Source organism: Lentzea nigeriaca, from assembly GCF_016907955.1.
Lineage (GTDB): Bacteria > Actinomycetota > Actinomycetes > Mycobacteriales > Pseudonocardiaceae > Lentzea > Lentzea nigeriaca.
In genome coordinates, this window is the sequence record NZ_JAFBCX010000007.1 from 108,961 (window position 1) to 126,449 (window position 17,489).

Sequence of the window (17,489 nt, forward strand, 5' to 3'; positions counted from 1 at the left end):
TGACGGTGGCGGGCAGACCTGGGGTTGCCGCCTAGTCCGAAACGAGATGTTGGAAGGCCTGCAGGTTCGCGAGCGATTCGCCGCGCGACACCCGCCACGCCCATTCCCGGCGGATCGCGTCGGCGAACCCGATCTCGAGCAGCGGGTTGAAGTCGCCGTCGGCCGCCTCCAGCACCTGCCCCAGCACGCGGTCGAGCTCGTCCGCCGTCACAGCGTGCTTGCCGACCCGCCCGACCAGGTAGATGTCACCCTCGGCGTCGATCGTGTAGTGCACGCCGTAGAGCCGGGCGTTGCGCCGCAGCAGGAACCGGTAGACGTCCTCGAACGACTGGTCCGGACGCCGGCACACGAACGCCTCGACCAGCAGCGCGTGCGTCGTCTCGACCAGCCACACGTTGGTCTGCAGCTTCTTGGTCCCCGGCAGCGTCACGAAGAACTTGCCCTCGTCACGGCGGTCGTACTTCAGCTCGCGTTCATCCAAAAAGGACTTGATCACGCTGTCCACGCTCAAATGAAAACCTCCCGGCGGAACGCATCTGCCGCCTCCTGGTACCCCGCCAGCAGGGCTTCAGTCGTGCGGTCCCACGAGAAGCGTCGCGCATGCCCGACGGCGTTGCTCGCCAGGTGCTCCCTCTGCGGCAATGCGACCGATCCGATCGCAGCGGCCCACGCGCCGGGCTCGTGCCCGTCGACGAGCACCCCGGACATGCCGTCGTTGACCGCGACCGGCAGCCCGCCGACCGCCGCCGCGACCACCGGCGTCCCGCACGCCTGGGCCTCCAGCGCCACCAGCCCGAACGACTCGTTGTAGCTCGGCACGGCCACCAGGTCCGCGGCCCGGTAGACCTCCGCCAGCGCGGGCCCCGGCTGCGGCGGCAGGAACCGCACCACGTCCGTGATCCCCAGCTGTCCTGCCAGCTCCTCCAGCGCCCTGGGCCGCTCGGTACCACTGCCCGACGGTCCGCCGACGATCAGCACGACCAGCCGCGACCGCAGGCCGGGGTCGCGGACCAGCATCTCGGCGGCCGCGCGCAGCAACACGTCCGGCGCCTTCAACGGCTGGATCCTGCCGACGAACGCCAGCACGACCGCGTCCTGCGGGATCCCGAACAGGTGCCGGGCCGCGGCCTGGTCGCCAGGGGTGAACCTGTCCAGGTCCACGCCGGGTGGCACCACGGCGACCTTGGCCGCGTCCGCGTCGTACAGCTTGATCAGCTCGCTGGCCTCGATGTCGGTGTTGGCGACGAGCCGGTCCGACTCGTTGACCACCTGCTCCTCGCCGATCACGCGCATCCGCGGTTCCGGCGCGTCGCCCTCGGCCAGCGCCAGGTTCTTGACCTTGGCCAGCGTGTGGGCCGTGTGCACGAGCGGTACGCCCCACCGTTCCCGCGCGAGCCAGCCGACCTGGCCGGACAGCCAGTAGTGCGAGTGGATCGCGTCGTAGTAGCCGGGCTCGTGCCGTGCCTCGGCGCGCAGGACACCGGCCGTGAACGCGCAGAGCTGGCCGGGCAGCTCCTCCTTGCCCAGCCCCTCGAACGGCCCGGCGGCGATGTGCCGGACGTGGACGCCCGGCGCCAGCTCGACGACCGGCGGCAGCTCCGACGACGTGGCACGGGTGAAGATCTCCACCTCGACACCGCGCTGCGCCATCCGCGTGGCCGTCTGCACGATGTAGACGTTCATCCCGCCCGCGTCGCCCGTCCCCGGCTGCTCCAGCGGCGACGTGTGGACCGAGAGCACGGCGACGCGCTTCATCGGGCCACCCGCTCGAGGTCGGCGGCGAACTGCTCCGGCCGTTCGAGGAACGGTGCGTGCGCGGTGTCGGGATACAGGCTCAACTCGGCTCCGGGGATCAGGGCGGCGGAGTACTCGGCGGCGGCAGGGGCCACCACCTCGTCTTGAGTTCCGTGCACCACCAGGGTCGGCACGTCGACCGCGGTCAACACGTCAGCGCTGCCCACATCCCTGCGGAACAGCTCACCTCGCACTTTATGGCTCACCGACGTCGCCGCGGCTGTGAGTTCGCCGACCGTCTCAGCTGGTAGGCCGGGTGCCATGGCCCGGCAGAACCGCGCCATCGCCGCGTCGTCGGTGATGGCGGCGGGCAACGCGGCACGCATCACCGGGCCGACGGCGCCTCCAGGGCGGTCGCGCCCGATCTCGGTGATGGCGCTCACGAACACCAGCGCGTTGATCTTCGCGGTGCCGTGGAAGCGGAGGTGGTCGGCGATCACGAGCCCGCCGTAGGACCACCCGACGACGGTCGCGGGCCCGGTGTGATCGAGCACGGCGTCGAGGTCCGCGGCCCACTGAGCGGAGTCGCGGTAGTCGCCGAAGTCGTCGGACTCGCCGTGTCCGCGCAGGTCAACGGCATAAGTCCGGAAATCGGGAAGGTCCCAGACCGCCCCGGACTGCGCCCAGCCGTGGACGAGCACCACCGGCGGCGCGTCCGGCGGCCCTGCCTCACGGACGGCCAGTCGTCCCCCGCCGGCCGCCGTCACGTGTGTCAACTGCACACACGTGCAAACGACCTGGTCGGGGGACGCATTCCCGCTGGTCCTACTTCGCCGCGGACTTGCTCTTCCACTGGTCCCACGGGATCTGCCAGTCGTACCAGTCGAACTGCGGCGGCAGCGTGGTGATGGAGCCGGTCACCTCGACCGGGTCGCCGATCATCGCCGTGTCGTAGTACGCCTTGGCGTCGGCTTCCAGCAGGTTCGCGCAGCCGTGCGAGGTGTTGTTCTTGCCGATGTTGCCCGCGTTGTCGTTGTTCTCGTGGATGAACTCGCCGTGGTTGGAGAACCGGACGGCCCACTTCTTCACGACGTTGGTGTAGCCGTAGCGCGGGTTGTCGAACGAGAACGTGTCGTGCTTCGACATGACCACGAACGTGCCGTTCGGCGTGGTCAGCTCGGGGTCGGCGTCCTTGCCGAACGACGCGGGGTACGAGGCGACCTGCTGGCCGTCGCGCAGGACAACGAGCTGGTGCGTCGGGTTGTTGATCTGCACGACCTGGTTGCGGCCGATGTCGAACTCGGAGCTCACGTCGGCCTTGCCGAACGCGCCGCCGCCGTAGTTGACGCCGTAGAGCTTGGCCTCGACCTTGATGTGGGTGTTCGCCGGCCAGTACTTCTCCGGCCGGTAGTGCACTTCCTGGGCGTTGAGCCAGGCCCAGGTGCCGGTGATGTTCGCCGAGTTGGTGACCTTGAGGGCCTTCTCTACGGTCGCCTTGTCCTGGACCGGCGCCTCGAACTTGACCATGATCGGCGCCGCGACGCCCACGGTCTGGTTGTCACCGGGCCAGAGCGTCGCGCGGGTCTGCGAACCGGGCGCGACGGTCGTGAACGAGCCCTTGAGCTCGACCGGCTTGCCGTCGGTGCCGACGACCTTGCCGGTGTAGTTGTACGTCTTGCCGTAGCCCAGCGGCTCGGCCGTGGTCCAGCCGGACTTGTCCTCGGTGAGGGTGCCCTTGACGTCCTTGCCCTCGGGCGACTTCAGCGCGACGGACTCGATCTTGCCGTCCACCACGGTGACCTGGACCGGCGTTGTGACCTGCACGTCCTTGGTGCCGTCCACCGGGGACAGGGTCACCTTCGCGGACGGCAGCGAGCTGTCCGCCTTCGGCGACCCCGTCTCCACACTCGAGCACCCGGTCAGCAGCGTCAGCCCAGCGACCAGCGCAGCAAGTGTTCTCTTCACGGTTTCGACCTCCCACCATGGTGGACGTGCAGGACCATGTGACGGTGCGAGTGACGTCGGTCACACCGTTCCTGGCAGCCTACGATCGAGATCGTGAATCGACCTGTCGCAGTAGTGACCGGAGCAAGCGCGGGCATCGGTGAGGCCACCGCCCGGCGGCTCGCCGCCGAGGGTTTCCACGTGGTGCTCGGCGCACGTCGCCTGGACCGTCTCCACGTTATCGCGAAGGAGATCGACGGGACCGCCATCGAGCTGGACGTGACCGACGAGGCCTCCGTCGCCTCCTTCGCCGACGGGGTACCCGAGGCGAACGTGCTCGTGAACAACGCGGGTGGCGCGCGCGGGCTGTCGACCGTGGCCGAGGGTGATCCCGCCGAGTGGCGCTGGATGTGGGAGGCGAACGTCCTCGGCACGCTGCTCGTGACCAAGGCGTTCATCCCGAAGCTGATCGCGTCCGGGGACGGGCACATCGTGTCCGTGACGTCCGTCGCCGCACGTGACGCGTACGACAACGGTTCCGGCTACACCAGCGCCAAGCACGCGCAGTCGGCGTTGCACCGGACGTTGCGCGGCGAGCTGCTCGGCCGGCCGGTGCGGGTCACCGAGATCCTGCCGGGCATGGTCGAGACGGACTTCTCCGCCAACCGGTTCGGCGGGGACACCGAGCGCGCGGCCAAGGTCTACCAGGGCCTCACGCCGCTCACGGCCGACGACGTGGCGGACGTGATCGCGTTCGCGGTCACCCGGCCGTCGCACGTGAACCTCGACGAGATCGTGCTCAAGCCGCGCGCTCAATTCTCCGCGACTCGGGTGCACCGCGATCTCTAGGATGAATTTCGGCGGGGCAGGGGGCTCCGCCGTTCTCATCCTGGGGGTTACACATGATCAAGAAGTTGGTGGCGGCGGTCGTGACCGTCGCGGCGCTGGTGCTCGCGTTCGCTCCGGCGGCATCGGCGGCGGAGTGCGGCATTCCGCAGGCCGTCCCGGGCTGCACGGGCGGCTACTGAGCCTTTCGTGACTCGGGTACGCCGGGCGTGAGCAGTTCCACGTCCAGCTGACGCAGGACGGGCTCGATGGGGTTCGCGAATCCCGTCGAGCCCGATCCGGCGACGTACAGGCCGACCACCCTGTTGTCGGCGTCGACCAGCACCGCGCCGCTGTCGCCGTGGTCGCCGAAACGGTCGGACGAGTGCACGCGGATCTGGTCGCGCAACGTCCTGACGCCGAGCCCGTCGCCGAAGTCCAGGCGCAGCGTCGCGTCCGTCGACGCGATCACGCCATCGGTGAGTTCCGTCGTGCGGCCGCGTTTCCGGACTGTCGAGCCGACAACGGCTTTCGCAGAGCCCGTGATCGCGCCGATGTCGAGGACCTCCGCGCGGAACGGCCGGTTGCCCATCCGCAGCCCCGCCGCGCACACCGACCCGGCGAGCGCCGCGCGGTCGAGCACCGCGACCTGGTCGGCACCGGGCACCCCACCGTCCACTCTGGACGGATGCACGAACTCGTCGCCCACCGACCACGAGTCGTCGACACAGCCGACGTGAAAAGTGGTGAGCCCCAACACCTTCCGCGGCTCGTCGTTGGTGACCGCGAATGCGCCGAGCGTGCCGGCGATCACGTACTCACCGGCCGTGGGGACCTCGGGAGGAACGACCCTGATCGACCGTGCGGGGCCGATGCTGATGCCGCCGCGCAGCACCGGATGCCGTTCCGCCACAACGGGATCGACGTCAGCGGCGCGGGTGAGCCCTGCACGGTGCAGCACGATCGACTCCGCCACCACGTCGGTCGGGACGCCGCTCACCTCCGGCGGGATCTGCTGCGGATGGTCAGGCCCCTTGGCGCACACGTAGACCACGATCGCGGCCCGGCCGGTCGGGCGGCCGCCGGTGATCTTCTCGCCGATGTCGACGCCGATCACACCGGGCCGGGACAGGAACTCGTCTTCCACCATGCGCTTGATCGGCCGGATGACCTCTCGCGCGTTCTCGCCGAGGTAGCTCATGGCGACCTCCGTTCCGCCCGCGGGCCCTACCTCAATGAAACGCGCAAGGTAGCGGTTGGTCACACGGAGTCACCCGAACAGCCCTAGAGCTGAACGCCTACGAAAACGGGTTCCGGGTGCAGTTCCACGCCGAACGCCGCCCGCACCCCGTCGCGCACCTCGCGCGCCAGGTCGAGCAGGTCCTCGGTGGACGCACCACCGCGGTTGGTGAGTGCCAGCGTGTGCTTGCTGGACAGCGACACCCGGCCACCGGGGCCCTGGTGGCCCTTGCGGAAGCCCGCCCGTTCGATCAGCCAGGCGGCGGAGAGCTTCCTGAAGCCCTGGCCCGCGGGGTAGGTCGGCACGTCGACGTCGGCACCGAGACGTTCGGCGATGCGGATCAGCACGCTCGAGAGGGTGGCGTCGTCGATGATCGGGTTGGTGAAGAACGAGCCGGCGCTCCACGTGTCGGGGTCGGCGGGGTCGAGCACCATGCCCTTGCCGCGGCGCAGCTCCAGCACCGCCTTGCGGGCCTCGTCGGCCGGAACGCGATCACCTTGCGCCACACCGAGAACGCGCGCCAGCTCGGCGTAGCGGATGGGGGCGGACATGCCGCCGGCGGTCAGCGCGAACCTGGTGCGCAGCACGACAGCGTTGTCGGTGCCCTTGAGCACGCTGGTGCGGTAGTCGAGGCCGAGCTTCGCGGCGGGCACCTGGTGCACCTTGCCGCTGCGCCGGTCCAGGAGATCCACCGACTGCAGCACCTGGGAGATCTCGACGCCGTACGCGCCGACGTTCTGCACCGGAGTGGCGCCGTTCAGGCCGGGGATGCCGGACAGGCACTCGAGGCCGCCGAGACCCTGCGCGACCGCCTCGGCGACGACCGCGTCCCACTCCTCGCCCGCCTCGACGGTGAACTGGACGATGCCGCCGCCCAGCGGGTCGAGCCGGAAACCCTTGGTGGCGACGTGCACCACGGTGCCGTCGAAGCCGCCGTCGGAGATCACGAGGTTCGATCCGCCGCCGAGCACGAGGACCTTCTCGTCGGCGGCGGCGTCGGCTGTTCGCACGGCTTCGACCAGCTCAGCGGCGGTCGTGGCGTGGACGAACCGCGCGGCCGGGCCACCGAGTCGGAGCGTGGTGCGCTCGGCCAGAGGTACGGACTGCGTGGTGGTCACAGACGTCAACGGTAGCCTCCGCGACATGGCACGCCGCATCGAGCACCACACCACGTCACCCCATTCGGCGGAGAAGGTCTTCGGCGCGTTGGTCGACGAGACGTATCTGCGCGACCGCCTGGCCGCGATCGGCGGCAACGACGCCGAGCTCGTGACGTTCACCACCACCGACACCAGGACGTCCTACCAGCTGAAGCAGGGTGTGCCTGCCGAGCACCTGCCGTCGATCGCCAAGTCGCTGCTGGGCGGCGACCTCGTGATCCAGCGCGTCGAGAACTGGGCCGCGCTCGCGGGCACCGTCGAGGTGACGATCAACGGCGTGCCCGGCCGGCTGGACGGCGGATTCACCATCACGGACAACGGTTCCGGTTCGAAGCTCTCCCTCGCGGGGGAGGTCAAGGTCAGCATCCCGCTCATGGGCGGCAAGCTCGAGAAGCTGATCGCCGAGCAGGTCGTCGTGCTGCTGAACAAGGAGAGCGAGTTCACGTCGGAATGGCTCGCAAACCGCGGCTAGCGGCCGGCCGGGCCAGAGCGCTCGGCCTGCCGACGCGCGGCACGACCAACCCGAACCGCCTGCGCAGGGTCGACCGGTGGATGACGGGGACGCTGTCCGGCTTCCTGCTGGACGCTGCCGATCCGCTCGTGGTCGACCTCGGGTACGGCTCGTCGCCGATCACCACCGTCGAGATGGCCCAGCGCCTGCGCACGGTGCGGCCTGACGTGCGCGTGCTCGGGCTGGAGATCGACACCGACCGGGTCGAGGCCGGCAAGGCGGTGGCCGATCCGCCGTGGCTGGACTTCCGGCGCGGCGGCTTCGAGCTCGCCGGCGCGCGGCCGGTGTTGTTGCGCGCTTTCAACGTGCTGCGCCAGTACACCGAGGAGCAGGCCTTCGAGGCGTGGGACACCATGCTGTCGCGCATGGCTCCCGGCGGGTTGATCGTCGAGGGCACGTGTGACGAGATCGGCCGCCGGTGCACGTGGGTGACGCTGTCGTCCGAGGGGCCGTTGACGTTCACGCTGGCGTGCAAGCCGTCCGGGATCGAAGTGCCGTCCGACCTCGCCGAGCGGCTGCCCAAGGCGCTGATCCACAAGAACGTGCCCGGCGAGCGTGTGCACGCGTTGCTGGCCGAGCTGGACGCGTGCTGGGCGACCGCGGCGCCGTTCGCTCCCTTCGGGCCTCGGGCGCGGTGGGTGGAGTCGGCGCGGCTGCTGGCCTCGCGCGGCTGGCCCGTGGTGGACGACCGGCGTCGTTGGCGCCTCGGCGAAATCTCGCTCGAATGGGCGGCCGTCGCGCCCTAGGGTGGTTTCGTGGACTTCGTCGCGCAGATCGAGACCCAGGCTTCGTTGATGCGTTCCGCCGTCGTGAAGGCCGGCAAGGACGCGGAGGTTCCCTCGTGTCCTGGATGGACGGTGCTGGACCTCGTTCGGCACCAGGCAGCGGTGCACTCGTGGGCGGCGAAGGCCGTCGTCACGCCGGTCGAGGCCGGCCTGCCCGAGTTCCCGAAGCCGCCGCAGGACTTCGACGAGGCGCTCGCCTGGTGGGACACCGAGCTTTCCGTGCTGCTGGAACGGCTGCGCGAGACGCCTCCGGACAGTCCGGCGTGGACGTTCGACGGCACCCACCGTGCGAGCTTCTGGCCGCGCAGGCAGGCGCACGAGACGTCGATCCACCGCCTGGACGCCGAGCTCGCGACCGGCCACGACGTGCCGACGCTGCTGTTCGACTCCGAGTTCGCCGCCGACGGCATCGACGAGTTCCTCACCGTGATGGTGCCGCGGCAGCTGCAGCGGGGCCGCGTGATCGAGGGCACCGGCCGGCTCGTGGTGCACGCCGCCGACGCGGGCCGCACGTGGGAGGTGCAGCTCACCAAGGGCGAACCTCTCGTGGTCACCGCCGCGCACGACTCGGCGATCGACTCCGACGCGACCCTCGCGGGCACCGCCGACGCCATCTACCGCAAGTTGTGGGGCCGACCGAGCCACGCGATCGTGTCCGGCGACGAGTCCCTGTTGGCGGCACTGCCGAGGCCGTGAATACTCATGCGGCGTGTCATCGCCTGAGCGTCGCTATGTGATCACCTTCGGCTGCCCGGACCGCACCGGCATCATCGCGAGGATCTCGTCGTTCCTCGCGGAGAACGGCGGCTGGATCGTCGAGGCCGCCTACCACACCGACCCGGAGACGGGCTGGTTCTTCACGCGCCAGGAAGTCCGCGCGGACTCCCTGCCGTTCGGCGTGGACGAGCTGCGAGAGCGCTTCGGTGAAGTGGCGCACTCGCTGGGCGCGCAGTCGACGTGGACCGTGACCGACACGGGCGACCGCAAGCGCGTGGTGATCCTGGTGTCGAAGGAAGGCCACTGCCTGTACGACCTGCTGGGCCGCGTCGCGACTGGCGAACTGCCGGTGGAGATCTCCGCGGTCATCGCCAACCACCCGGAACTGGGCGACGTCACGCGCGCCCACGGCATCCCGTTCCACCACGTGCCGTTCCCCGCCGGCGACCCGGAGGGCAAGCAGGCCGCCTTCGCCCAGCTGCGCCGGCTGGTCGACAAGCACGACCCGCACGCGGTGGTCCTGGCCCGCTTCATGCAGATCCTGCCGCCGGAGCTGTGCGCGGCCTGGACGGGCCGCACGATCAACATCCACCACAGCTTCCTGCCGTCGTTCATCGGCGCCCGTCCGTACCACCAGGCACACCGCCGCGGCGTGAAGCTGGTAGGCGCCACGTGCCACTACGTCACGGCGGACCTCGACGCGGGGCCGATCATCGAGCAGGACGTGCTGCGCGTGCACCACGGCGACTCCGTCGCGGACATGGTGCGCAAGGGCAGGGACATCGAGAAGGTCGTGCTGGCGCGCGGGCTGCGGTGGCACCTGGAGGACCGGGTGCTGGTGCACGGCAACCAGACGGTGATCTTCTGACGCGTCACCAGCTCTCCTTGCGGTAGACGGCCTGCTCGGCGAAGTCCTCCTCCGGCCGCACGGCCTTCTTCTGGCCGCGCTGCCCAGATCCCGCGACGATTCGAGAGAAGACGACGCACCGCGCACCCCGGCTGCGATGGCGGCAGGAGTGCGCCGTGCGTGCCGAACTCAGATCTTGGCCGCAGCCCTTCCGACGGCCTCGACCAGCCACCCGGCGTCCGCGGCCGTCATGACGGCAGGCGGGGTGAAGCTCACCGTCCGGCCGCGGAAGTCCGCGAGCACCCGCAGGCGCAGCAGCTCGCCGGTGAACACGTCGGCGGCGCGCTTGTCCGGCAGTTCGACGCCGAGCAGCAGGCCGCGTCCGGTCGCGTGGGCCTTGCCCGCCACGACGGCGCGCAGTCCGTACAGCAGCTCGTCGCCGAGCAGCGACGCCCGTTCCACCAGGCCCTCGGTGGCGATGACGCGCAGGCAGGCGTTGACGGCGGCGGAGGCGAGCGGCGACACGGCTTCCGGGCCGCGCCACAGCGGCACCTCGACGTGGGCTGACGCCACGACCGCGGCGATCGGAAGCACGCCGCCGGACAGGCCCTCGCCCACCAGCAGGATGTCCGGGGTCACGCCGTCGATGTCGGAGCCCCACCACACGCCGAGGCGGCCCAGGCCCGTGCGCGTCTCGTCGACGACCAGCAGGGCGTCGTGCTCGCGGCACACCTCGGCGATCGCGCTCAGGTAGCCGGAGGGTGGGAGCGAGACGCCGCGGACGGGTTCGACGAGCACGCAGGCGGGCGGGCCGGAGGCCAGGACAGCGCGCAACGAGTCGATGCCGCCGTACGGGACCTCGCCGGTGGTCAACACACGTGGGCGGCCGTTGGCCTGGGCCAGGGCCACGGCGAACTGGGCGGCTTCGGACGCCGACGGGAAGACGTGCACGTGGTCGAGGCCGTTGGGGGTGACCAGGTCGAGCATGAGGCGGTCCAGCAGCGACGGACGGCGCACCTGGCCGACCACCGCCTGCACCACGGCAGGATGGGCGTGGCCGAGCAGGGGGACTCCGTAGCCGCCGCAGTCCAGGTACTCGACGCGGTGGGGATCCACCACTCGGGCGCCACGGGCGGCGCAGCCGGTCAGCTGTTCGGTAGCCATTGCGGGGAACCTTTCCTGGGCAGCGCGGCCCACGGCCGCTCGACGGACGACGAGCGGACCTCAGTTCCCACAACTCATTCGGATTCCGCGGCCAGATGGTTCGGCGGCGGCATAGGCTTTTTCCCGTGCGGATCGAAATCACCGACCTCGAGCAGCTGCGGGCAGAGCCTGACCTGCGCAAAGCGGTCATCATCGGGCTGGACCTCACCCGCGAGGACGTGCGGGTCCCGTTGGACGGAGCGCTGCTGCTCGGCTGCACCCTCAGCGAGACGATGCAGCGCCGGGCGGAGGCGGCCGGAGCGTTGATCTTCCCGGTGATCCCGGACCTGCCGTACGACGTGTACCGGTCGTCGCTGTACACGCCGGCCGAGCTGTTCGCGGGCTTCGACCCGGCGAACCCCAAGTCGTACGCGGACACCCCGGACGCGGTGATCTACCAGCACAGCAAGCAGCAGGGCCACCACCCCGACCCGTTGCACGCGCTGGCCGAACGCCTGCACGACCACTCGATCACCGAGGCGCTCGACGAGACGCTGACGGGCTCGCCGGTCGCGGTCATGGGCGGTCACGCGCTGGCCCGCGGCTCGGACGGCTACCGCAACGCCGTCGAGCTCGGCGCCGCGCTGGGCAGAGCCGGTTTCACCGTGCTGACGGGCGGCGGACCGGGCGCGATGGAGGCGGTGCCGCTGGGTGTGCGGCTCGGCGAGGCCGACAAGGACGTCCTCGACGCCCTCGCGCAGGCACCGACGTTCGGTCACGACGACGAGTCGATCGGCCGGTGGCTCGCGGCGTTCCCGGAGATCCCCAGCTTCGACACGCCGCGCACGATCGGCATCCCGACCTGGTTCTACGGCCACGAGCCGCCCAACGCCGCCTGCGAGCTGCACGCCAAGTACTTCGCGAACTCGGTGCGCGAGGAGGGCCTGCTGACCGTCGCGACCGGCGGCATCGTCTACACGCCTGGCAAGGCGGGCACGGTCCAGGAGGTCTTCCAGGACTTCACGCAGAACTACTACGGCAGCGTCGGCCCCGCTGCGCCCATGGTGTTCCTGGGCAAGGCGTTCTGGACCGACGAGGTGCCCGCAGCGCCGCTCGTGCAGAAGCTGGCGGCTGGCCGGGAGGCCGAGCAGTGGATCCTCGTCACCGACGACGCGGACGAGGCGATCGAGCTACTGGTCAAGTACGCGGGCTAGCTCCGGCAGGACCTCGGCGCCGGGCAGCTTCATCAGCACGTCGCCGGGGATGAGGATCTTGCTGCCCCGGATGCCGCTGCCCACGACCAGCTCAGGGGCGGCGGCCACCTCCGGCGACACCAGGATCGGCCAGTCCGCGGGCACGCCGATGGGCGTGATGCCGCCGTACTCCATGCCCGTCAACGCCACGGCCTCGTCCATCGGCGCGAACGACGCCTTGCGCGCGTCGAGGCGTTTGCGGATCACACCGTTGACGTCCGCGCGCATGGTCGCCAGCACCATGCAGGCCGCATAACGGATCTCGCCGCCGCGCTTGCCTGCCACGACCACGCAGTTCGCCGACGCTTCGAGCGGCGAGCCGTAGTGCGCGCAGAACTCGGCGGTGTCAGCCAGCGAGCCGTCGATCGGGGCGACGGCGACGCGATCAGCGCCGTCCAGGTTCTTCAGCGCGGCCTCGACGGGTGCGGGCACCAGGTCGAGACGCGAGAGCACGGGTACGGGTTCCAACGATCCAGCGATGGTCCACACGCGAACCATCCTGCCAAACTCGGTTTGACCTTGACGTTACGTCAACCCTTACCTTCGAGACCAAGCGCGAAGGGGGAACCGGAATGGCCTGGTCGATCGCCCAGGTGGCCCGGATGTCGAAGGTGACGTCCAGGACGCTGCGGCACTACGACTCGATCGGGCTGCTGTCGCCGGCCTGGGTCGGTGACAACGGCTACCGCTACTACGAGAAGGAGCAGGTACACCGCCTGCAGCAGATCCTGCTGCTGCGCGACCTGGGCCTCGCCCTCGACGTGGTGGCGGACATGTTGAACGGCACGGACCAGCTGACGATCCTGCGCAACCACCACCGGTGGCTGCAGGACGAACGCCGTCGGCTGGACCGGCTCGCCGGCACCGTCGCGCGCACGATCGCCGAACTGGAAGGAGGGGACGAGGTGAAGATGGAAGAGCTGTTCGACGGCTTCGACGCCGCCAAGCAGAAGGAGTACGAGGCGCAGCTCGTCGAGCGCTTCGGCGACGGCGTCAAGGAGCACATCGCCGACAGCAGGAAGCGCTGGCAGGGCGCCACGAAGGCGGACGCGGACAGGTTCCTGCGGGAGTGGCAGGACATCGTCACGCGGGCAACGGAGCTGTTCACGGCCGGTGTCGCGGTCGACGCGCCCGAAACGCAGGAGCTGATCGACCGGCACCACCGGTGGATCTGTCTGTCCTGGACGCCCAACCGGGAGTCCTACTCGGGACTCGCTGACCTGTACCTCGAGGACGAGTTCAGGCCACAGCTGGACGCCCAGGCCGAGGGCACTGCCGAGTGGATGAACGCCGCGATGAAGCACTACGCGCAGACGCGGCTCTAGAGAACCGAGCAGGGGCTGCAGACCCTGCTCACTCCAGCCCGAACGCCTTCAGGGCCTCCCGGTCGAACGCGGGAAGGTCATCGGGGTTGCGGGACGTCACGAGCGTCCACCCGTTCAGCTCGCACACCCGAACCTCCTGGTCAGCCCAGTCACCGCCCGCGTTGCGGATGTCGGTTCGTAGGCTCGGGAACGAGGTGAGCTTCTTGCCGCGCACCACGTCGGCCTCGACCAGCAGCCACGGCCCGTGGCAGATCGCCGCGATCGGCTTGCCGGCCGCCACCAGGGCCTTCACCAGCCGGACGGCGTCGGAGTCCATTCGCAGGAAGTCCGCGTTGGCCACACCACCTGGGATGACGGCTCCGTCGTAGTCGTCCGCGACGGCATCGGCGTACGTGGTGTCGACCGGGAACGCGTCGGCGGGCGTGAGGTGGTTGAACCCGCGAACCTCACCGAGCTTGGGCGCGAGCAGCCGCGGGACTCCGCCCGCCTTCTCGACGTGCGCCCACGGGTCGGTGAGCTCGACCTGCTCGATGCCCTCCGTGTCGACCAGGAATGCGATCTTCTTCTGTTCGGCCATGCACTTCGGCTACCCGGTGAAGAAGTCGACCAATCGGTGCCGCACCTCGGCGCGGTGGGTGATCAGCGGCGAGGGTGAGTCGATCAGCCACAGGTCGCCGTTGGGGAACGCCGCCGCGGTCGCCTTGGCCACGTCCTCGGGGTGCAGCGGATCACCGACAGCCCCGATGACCAGCACCGGAATCGAAACGTCCGCCAACAGCGAGGCGTCGGCGACGGCGACCTGGCCGGGCAGTTGCTCGGCGGCCGCCGACAGACGGGTCAGCGCCCGCCGCCGCTCGGCGACGTAGATCGGCGGTCCGACCGTCAGGTCGGAGAGCTGCTGCAACGTGAACGGCTGCCGCGGCTGGTCCAGCACGGCGGGGAGCAGCAGCGCCACCCGCTGGAAACGATCGGGTTCGAGGGACAACAGCCGCACCAACGCCCCGGCGCCGAGCGAGACGCCGACGGCGTGATCAGCGGAAACGGTCGCCAGGTCGGCGGCGATCGTGCCGTAGTCCCAGTAGCCGGGCGGTGCGTCGGGCGCCTCGCCGTGCGAAGGCAGCGTGACGACGACGCGGGTGCCGGGCAGTCCGGAGGCGGGGATCCTGGCCTCGCCCGGCGTGGCGCCGAGGCCGGGCGCCACCAGCGTGACGGGTGAACCGGTGCCGTAGGAGTGCGTGATCACCAGCGTGGGCCGCGCTGGACCTCGATCAGCTTCGGGCGCACGTCGACCATGTACACGAGCACGGCGACGAGACCCGCGAGCCAGAAGATCGAGCCGACGCCGCCGGGTGAGAAGAGCAGCATCGCGGCCGCTCCGCCACCGGTGATGCCGAGCCAGGCCGGCTTCGTCAGTCTCTCGGCCGCGGTGAACGCGTCGACGCGCTGGGCGAGCGCGTGGAAGAACGCGAACAGCCCGAGGATCGTGAACCCCAGGTCGGCGAAGAAGTACACGATGCCGTCGAGGTTCCAGAAGCTGAAGGTCGGCACGTAGAACACGAGCCCAGACTACGTGCCGGTACGGCAAGAGGGGAGCACGCCCGTGCTCGGGGTCTGGGGTGCCCCAAGATGACACGACAGACGACGTGGTCCGCGCTTTCCGCGGACACACGTCGCCTGAGGTTGTCGCTGCTCCCCTCTCGGAGGACTTCAGCGACTCACTTGGTGGTGTTCGTCGTGGTCGTCTTCTTCGCCGCGGTGGTGCTGCGGGTGGTCGTCGCCGGCTTGCGCGGCGCGGTGCGGTTCGCGGCCTTGCGGGTGGTGCTGCGGACCTCGTGCGCGGCCTCGCCACCGACCTCGACGATCTCCTCGGCCAGCTTCTCGGCGCCTTCCTCGACCTCGTGGGCGACCTTCTCGCCGACCGAGCGGGTGCGGCGGGTCACCTTGCCGAGGACGTCGTCGGCGAGCACACGGGCGTCGGCGGCGGCGGACTCGGCGCGCTTCTGCGCGGCCTCGACGGCGTGCTCGACCTGCTCGACGGCCTGCTTGACCTGCGGCTGGGCCTTGATCTGCTCCAGCGTCTGCTCGCCCTGCTCAGCGAGGTAGGTGTACAGGTTCACCGCGGAGGCGGTGTAGGCGTCGACCAGCTTCTTGAGCTCGGCCGGCTGCAGCTTCTCGCGCAGGTCCTTGAGCTCGGCGGGGAGGTCGGCAGCCTTGGTCTGGGCCTCTTCCGCGCGCTCCTTGGCCTTGTTCAGCGCCTCGACGACCGCCTTGGCGGCGAGGTCACCGGCGCCGAGCGCGGCGAGCAGGGCCTGACGCGCGGCGTGCGCGGCCTGCTCGGCGGTCTTGCGGACGTCGTCCTGGGTGAGCTTCGGCATGGAGATCACTCCTCCTTGTTCTTGGCGGCGTTCTCCCGCCTGAAAGATTCGTAAACGTCGAGCAGCACCTGCTTCTGCCGCTCGGTCAGATCGGTCGCGGCGACGATGGCGTCCGCCAACGCACCGCCTTCGCGCTGCTGGAGGATCCCGGCCTCGACGTAGAGCACCTCGGCCGAGATGCGCAGTCCCTTGGCGATCTGTTGCAGGATCTCCGCGGATGGCTTGCGCAGTCCTCGCTCGATCTGGCTGAGGTATGGGTTGGAGACACCCGCTTGCTTCGCCAACTCGCGTAACGAGATCTTCGCGTTGTTGCGTTGTTCGCGGATGTACTCACCGATGTTGCGGCCGAGGTCCGCGACTGCTTTGTCGATGGACTTGTCCACTGTTCCCGCTCCCGTTCCTCGTGCCACCAACTACGTTAGCGCTGAGTGCTAGCTCTTGCAAGCACCCTGCTAGCAACCGCTGCGTGTGCTCGACCACAGGGATACCGTTGTGGGTGACATGGACGACGCCGGGGCCTTGCGCGCCGAGCTGGCGGACCACCTGCTCGGTGACGGCGCGCTGCGTGATTCCAGGTGGCTCAAGGCTTTCCGCACGGTTCCGAGGCACGAGTTCCTGCCGCGCTTCTACCGTCAGCTGCACAGCGGTGACTGGGAACTGGTCACCGCGAAGCACCCGGACTGGCTGAAACTCGTCTACGCCGACCGGGTTTGGGTTACCCAGTTCGACGGCGACGACACGGTGACCGGCGGCACACCGACGTGTTCGTCGAGCATGCCCACGATCATGGCGATCATGCTGGAGGCGCTGGAGGTCCACAACGGACAGTCGGTGCTGGAGGTGGGCACCGGCACCGGCTACAACGCGGCTCTTCTCTGCCACGTCGTGGGTGACGCGAACGTGACCACGATCGACGTAGACCCGAACATCTCCGGGCGGGCGCGAGAACACCTGCTGTGCAACGGGTTCTTCCCGACGTGCGTCACGGGCGACGGCGCGCTCGGCCATCCGGAGCGCGCGCCGTACGACCGCTTGCTCGCGACCTGCTCCGTCTCGACCATCCCGACCGCCTGGCTGGAGCAGACCCGGCCGGGTGGCCTGGTCGTCACGACGTTGCACCGCCCCATCGGCGCGGGCCTGGTCAAGATCGAGTCGAACGGCGACGGCACCGGCGAGGGCCGCGTGCTCGTCGAGGACGGCCGCTTCATGCCCTTGCGCGCGCACGCCCGTCCTCCGGCGCTCGCGGGTTCCGGCGCGTTCGACCGCCGCGCCACCACGTTGCCGCTGAACACCGTGGTCGACCCGACCAGCCCGTTCGAGTTCTTCGCCGGCATCGCGCTGCCCGGCGTCGTCGCGGGCCACGACTGGCTCGCCCATCCGGACGGTTCGTGGGTGCACCACCGCGGCTCGCACGTCGACCAGGCAGGCCCCCGCCACCTGTGGGACCTCGCCGAACGGGCCGTCGCCGAGTGGCACGACCTCGGCAAGCCCCGCAGGCACCACTTCGGGATCACGGTCGGGCGCGACGGCCAGTTCCTGACGCTGAACGACCACAGGTGGCGACTGTGATCACGAACGAACGTCACGACACGGGTCACTGAATCGACACCTGGCAGATGCGGTGCGTCAT

General features: G+C 69.8%; 22 protein-coding genes. 9 read left to right on the forward strand and 13 right to left on the reverse strand.

Annotated features, from left to right (window positions below; all coding sequences use genetic code 11):
• Positions 1–31 precede the first annotated feature (31 nt).
• The 4 genes from JOD27_RS25000 to JOD27_RS25015 are packed head-to-tail and all read right to left on the reverse strand — an operon-like array spanning position 32 to position 3,699.
• Complete coding sequence (locus JOD27_RS25000; RefSeq protein ID WP_204764714.1) at positions 32–511, reverse strand: type III secretion system chaperone family protein; 480 nt, start codon at positions 509–511, stop codon at positions 32–34.
• The gene (mshA, locus tag JOD27_RS25005; protein ID WP_204764715.1) at positions 508–1,755 is read right to left on the reverse strand and encodes a D-inositol-3-phosphate glycosyltransferase; all 1,248 of its coding nucleotides are present in this window, start codon (positions 1,753–1,755) and stop codon (positions 508–510) included. Before mshA ends, JOD27_RS25000 begins: the two co-directional genes overlap by 4 nt.
• Positions 1,752–2,501 (reverse strand): alpha/beta fold hydrolase, encoded by a 750-nt coding sequence (locus tag JOD27_RS25010; RefSeq protein ID WP_307830309.1) that lies wholly within the window; start codon positions 2,499–2,501, stop codon positions 1,752–1,754. The genes mshA and JOD27_RS25010 overlap by 4 nt, the downstream gene beginning before the upstream one ends.
• 58 nt (positions 2,502–2,559) lie before the next feature.
• Positions 2,560–3,699: a L,D-transpeptidase gene (locus JOD27_RS25015; RefSeq protein WP_204764717.1), complete on the reverse strand. Its 1,140-nt coding sequence runs from the start codon at positions 3,697–3,699 to the stop codon at positions 2,560–2,562.
• A gap of 93 nt (positions 3,700–3,792) precedes the next feature.
• On the opposite strand from JOD27_RS25015, the gene JOD27_RS25020 reads away from it, so the two are divergent.
• Both JOD27_RS25020 and JOD27_RS46145 read left to right on the forward strand, forming a co-directional pair.
• Entirely contained in the window at positions 3,793–4,527 is a 735-nt protein-coding gene (locus JOD27_RS25020; protein ID WP_204764718.1) for an SDR family oxidoreductase, read from the forward strand.
• A 53-nt stretch (positions 4,528–4,580) separates the two neighbouring features.
• Positions 4,581–4,706, forward strand: coding sequence for a hypothetical protein (locus JOD27_RS46145; RefSeq protein WP_275591792.1), 126 nt, complete (start codon positions 4,581–4,583; stop codon positions 4,704–4,706).
• On the opposite strand, the gene JOD27_RS25025 is transcribed toward JOD27_RS46145, so the two are convergent.
• Together JOD27_RS25025 and JOD27_RS25030 are read right to left on the reverse strand one after the other, a co-directional pair.
• A complete protein-coding gene (locus JOD27_RS25025; protein ID WP_204764719.1) occupies positions 4,700–5,704 on the reverse strand; it encodes a chymotrypsin family serine protease in 1,005 nt (334 codons plus the stop codon). The two genes, JOD27_RS46145 and JOD27_RS25025, sit on opposite strands and share 7 nt — an antisense overlap.
• A gap of 83 nt (positions 5,705–5,787) precedes the next feature.
• Positions 5,788–6,888, reverse strand: a complete 1,101-nt coding sequence (locus JOD27_RS25030) for a UDP-N-acetylmuramate dehydrogenase (protein WP_239568702.1) — start codon at positions 6,886–6,888, stop codon at positions 5,788–5,790.
• Here JOD27_RS25030 and JOD27_RS25035 point away from each other — a divergent pair.
• The 4 genes from JOD27_RS25035 to purU are packed head-to-tail and all read left to right on the forward strand — an operon-like array spanning position 6,887 to position 9,784.
• Positions 6,887–7,375 (forward strand): DUF2505 domain-containing protein, encoded by a 489-nt coding sequence (locus JOD27_RS25035; RefSeq protein WP_204764721.1) that lies wholly within the window; start codon positions 6,887–6,889, stop codon positions 7,373–7,375. The two genes, JOD27_RS25030 and JOD27_RS25035, sit on opposite strands and share 2 nt — an antisense overlap.
• Positions 7,354–8,160, forward strand: coding sequence for a class I SAM-dependent methyltransferase (locus JOD27_RS25040; protein ID WP_204764722.1), 807 nt, complete (start codon positions 7,354–7,356; stop codon positions 8,158–8,160). The genes JOD27_RS25035 and JOD27_RS25040 overlap by 22 nt, the downstream gene beginning before the upstream one ends.
• A 9-nt stretch (positions 8,161–8,169) precedes the next feature.
• Positions 8,170–8,895: a maleylpyruvate isomerase family mycothiol-dependent enzyme gene (locus tag JOD27_RS25045; RefSeq protein WP_307830310.1), complete on the forward strand. Its 726-nt coding sequence runs from the start codon at positions 8,170–8,172 to the stop codon at positions 8,893–8,895.
• Between the two features lie 37 nt (positions 8,896–8,932).
• On the forward strand, positions 8,933–9,784 hold the full coding sequence (gene purU, locus JOD27_RS25050) for a formyltetrahydrofolate deformylase (RefSeq protein ID WP_307830311.1): 852 nt from the start codon (positions 8,933–8,935) through the stop codon (positions 9,782–9,784).
• A gap of 168 nt (positions 9,785–9,952) precedes the next feature.
• Here purU and JOD27_RS25055 read toward each other — a convergent pair whose 3' ends face one another.
• A complete protein-coding gene (locus JOD27_RS25055; RefSeq protein WP_204764724.1) occupies positions 9,953–10,927 on the reverse strand; it encodes an aminotransferase class III-fold pyridoxal phosphate-dependent enzyme in 975 nt (324 codons plus the stop codon).
• Positions 10,928–11,052: 125 nt separating this feature from the next.
• On the opposite strand from JOD27_RS25055, the gene JOD27_RS25060 reads away from it, so the two are divergent.
• Positions 11,053–12,120 carry an LOG family protein gene (locus JOD27_RS25060; RefSeq protein WP_204764725.1) on the forward strand — a complete coding sequence of 356 codons (1,068 nt, stop codon included), beginning with the start codon at positions 11,053–11,055 and terminating at the stop codon, positions 12,118–12,120.
• Here JOD27_RS25060 and JOD27_RS25065 read toward each other — a convergent pair.
• Positions 12,097–12,657 carry a YbaK/EbsC family protein gene (locus JOD27_RS25065; protein WP_204764726.1) on the reverse strand — a complete coding sequence of 187 codons (561 nt, stop codon included), beginning with the start codon at positions 12,655–12,657 and terminating at the stop codon, positions 12,097–12,099. The two genes, JOD27_RS25060 and JOD27_RS25065, sit on opposite strands and share 24 nt — an antisense overlap.
• Before the next feature lie 74 nt (positions 12,658–12,731).
• On the opposite strand from JOD27_RS25065, the gene JOD27_RS25070 reads away from it, so the two are divergent.
• Entirely contained in the window at positions 12,732–13,484 is a 753-nt protein-coding gene (locus JOD27_RS25070) for a MerR family transcriptional regulator (protein ID WP_204764727.1), read from the forward strand.
• Between the two features lie 28 nt (positions 13,485–13,512).
• On the opposite strand, the gene JOD27_RS25075 is transcribed toward JOD27_RS25070, so the two are convergent.
• From JOD27_RS25075 to JOD27_RS25095, 5 genes are all read right to left on the reverse strand, one after another.
• Complete coding sequence (locus JOD27_RS25075) at positions 13,513–14,061, reverse strand: type 1 glutamine amidotransferase domain-containing protein (protein ID WP_204764728.1); 549 nt, start codon at positions 14,059–14,061, stop codon at positions 13,513–13,515.
• Positions 14,062–14,070: 9 nt separating this feature from the next.
• Positions 14,071–14,727: an alpha/beta fold hydrolase gene (locus JOD27_RS25080; RefSeq protein ID WP_204764729.1), complete on the reverse strand. Its 657-nt coding sequence runs from the start codon at positions 14,725–14,727 to the stop codon at positions 14,071–14,073.
• Positions 14,724–14,999, reverse strand: a complete 276-nt coding sequence (locus JOD27_RS25085; RefSeq protein ID WP_204764972.1) for a DUF2516 family protein — start codon at positions 14,997–14,999, stop codon at positions 14,724–14,726. The genes JOD27_RS25080 and JOD27_RS25085 overlap by 4 nt, the downstream gene beginning before the upstream one ends.
• Positions 15,000–15,199: 200 nt before the next feature.
• Positions 15,200–15,859: a hypothetical protein gene (locus JOD27_RS25090; protein WP_204764730.1), complete on the reverse strand. Its 660-nt coding sequence runs from the start codon at positions 15,857–15,859 to the stop codon at positions 15,200–15,202.
• A 5-nt stretch (positions 15,860–15,864) separates the two neighbouring features.
• On the reverse strand, positions 15,865–16,242 hold the full coding sequence (locus JOD27_RS25095; RefSeq protein ID WP_189253533.1) for a helix-turn-helix domain-containing protein: 378 nt from the start codon (positions 16,240–16,242) through the stop codon (positions 15,865–15,867).
• Between the two features lie 118 nt (positions 16,243–16,360).
• Here JOD27_RS25095 and JOD27_RS25100 point away from each other — a divergent pair, with 118 nt between their 5' ends.
• Positions 16,361–17,428, forward strand: coding sequence for a methyltransferase domain-containing protein (locus JOD27_RS25100; RefSeq protein ID WP_204764973.1), 1,068 nt, complete (start codon positions 16,361–16,363; stop codon positions 17,426–17,428).
• Positions 17,429–17,489 lie beyond the last annotated feature (61 nt).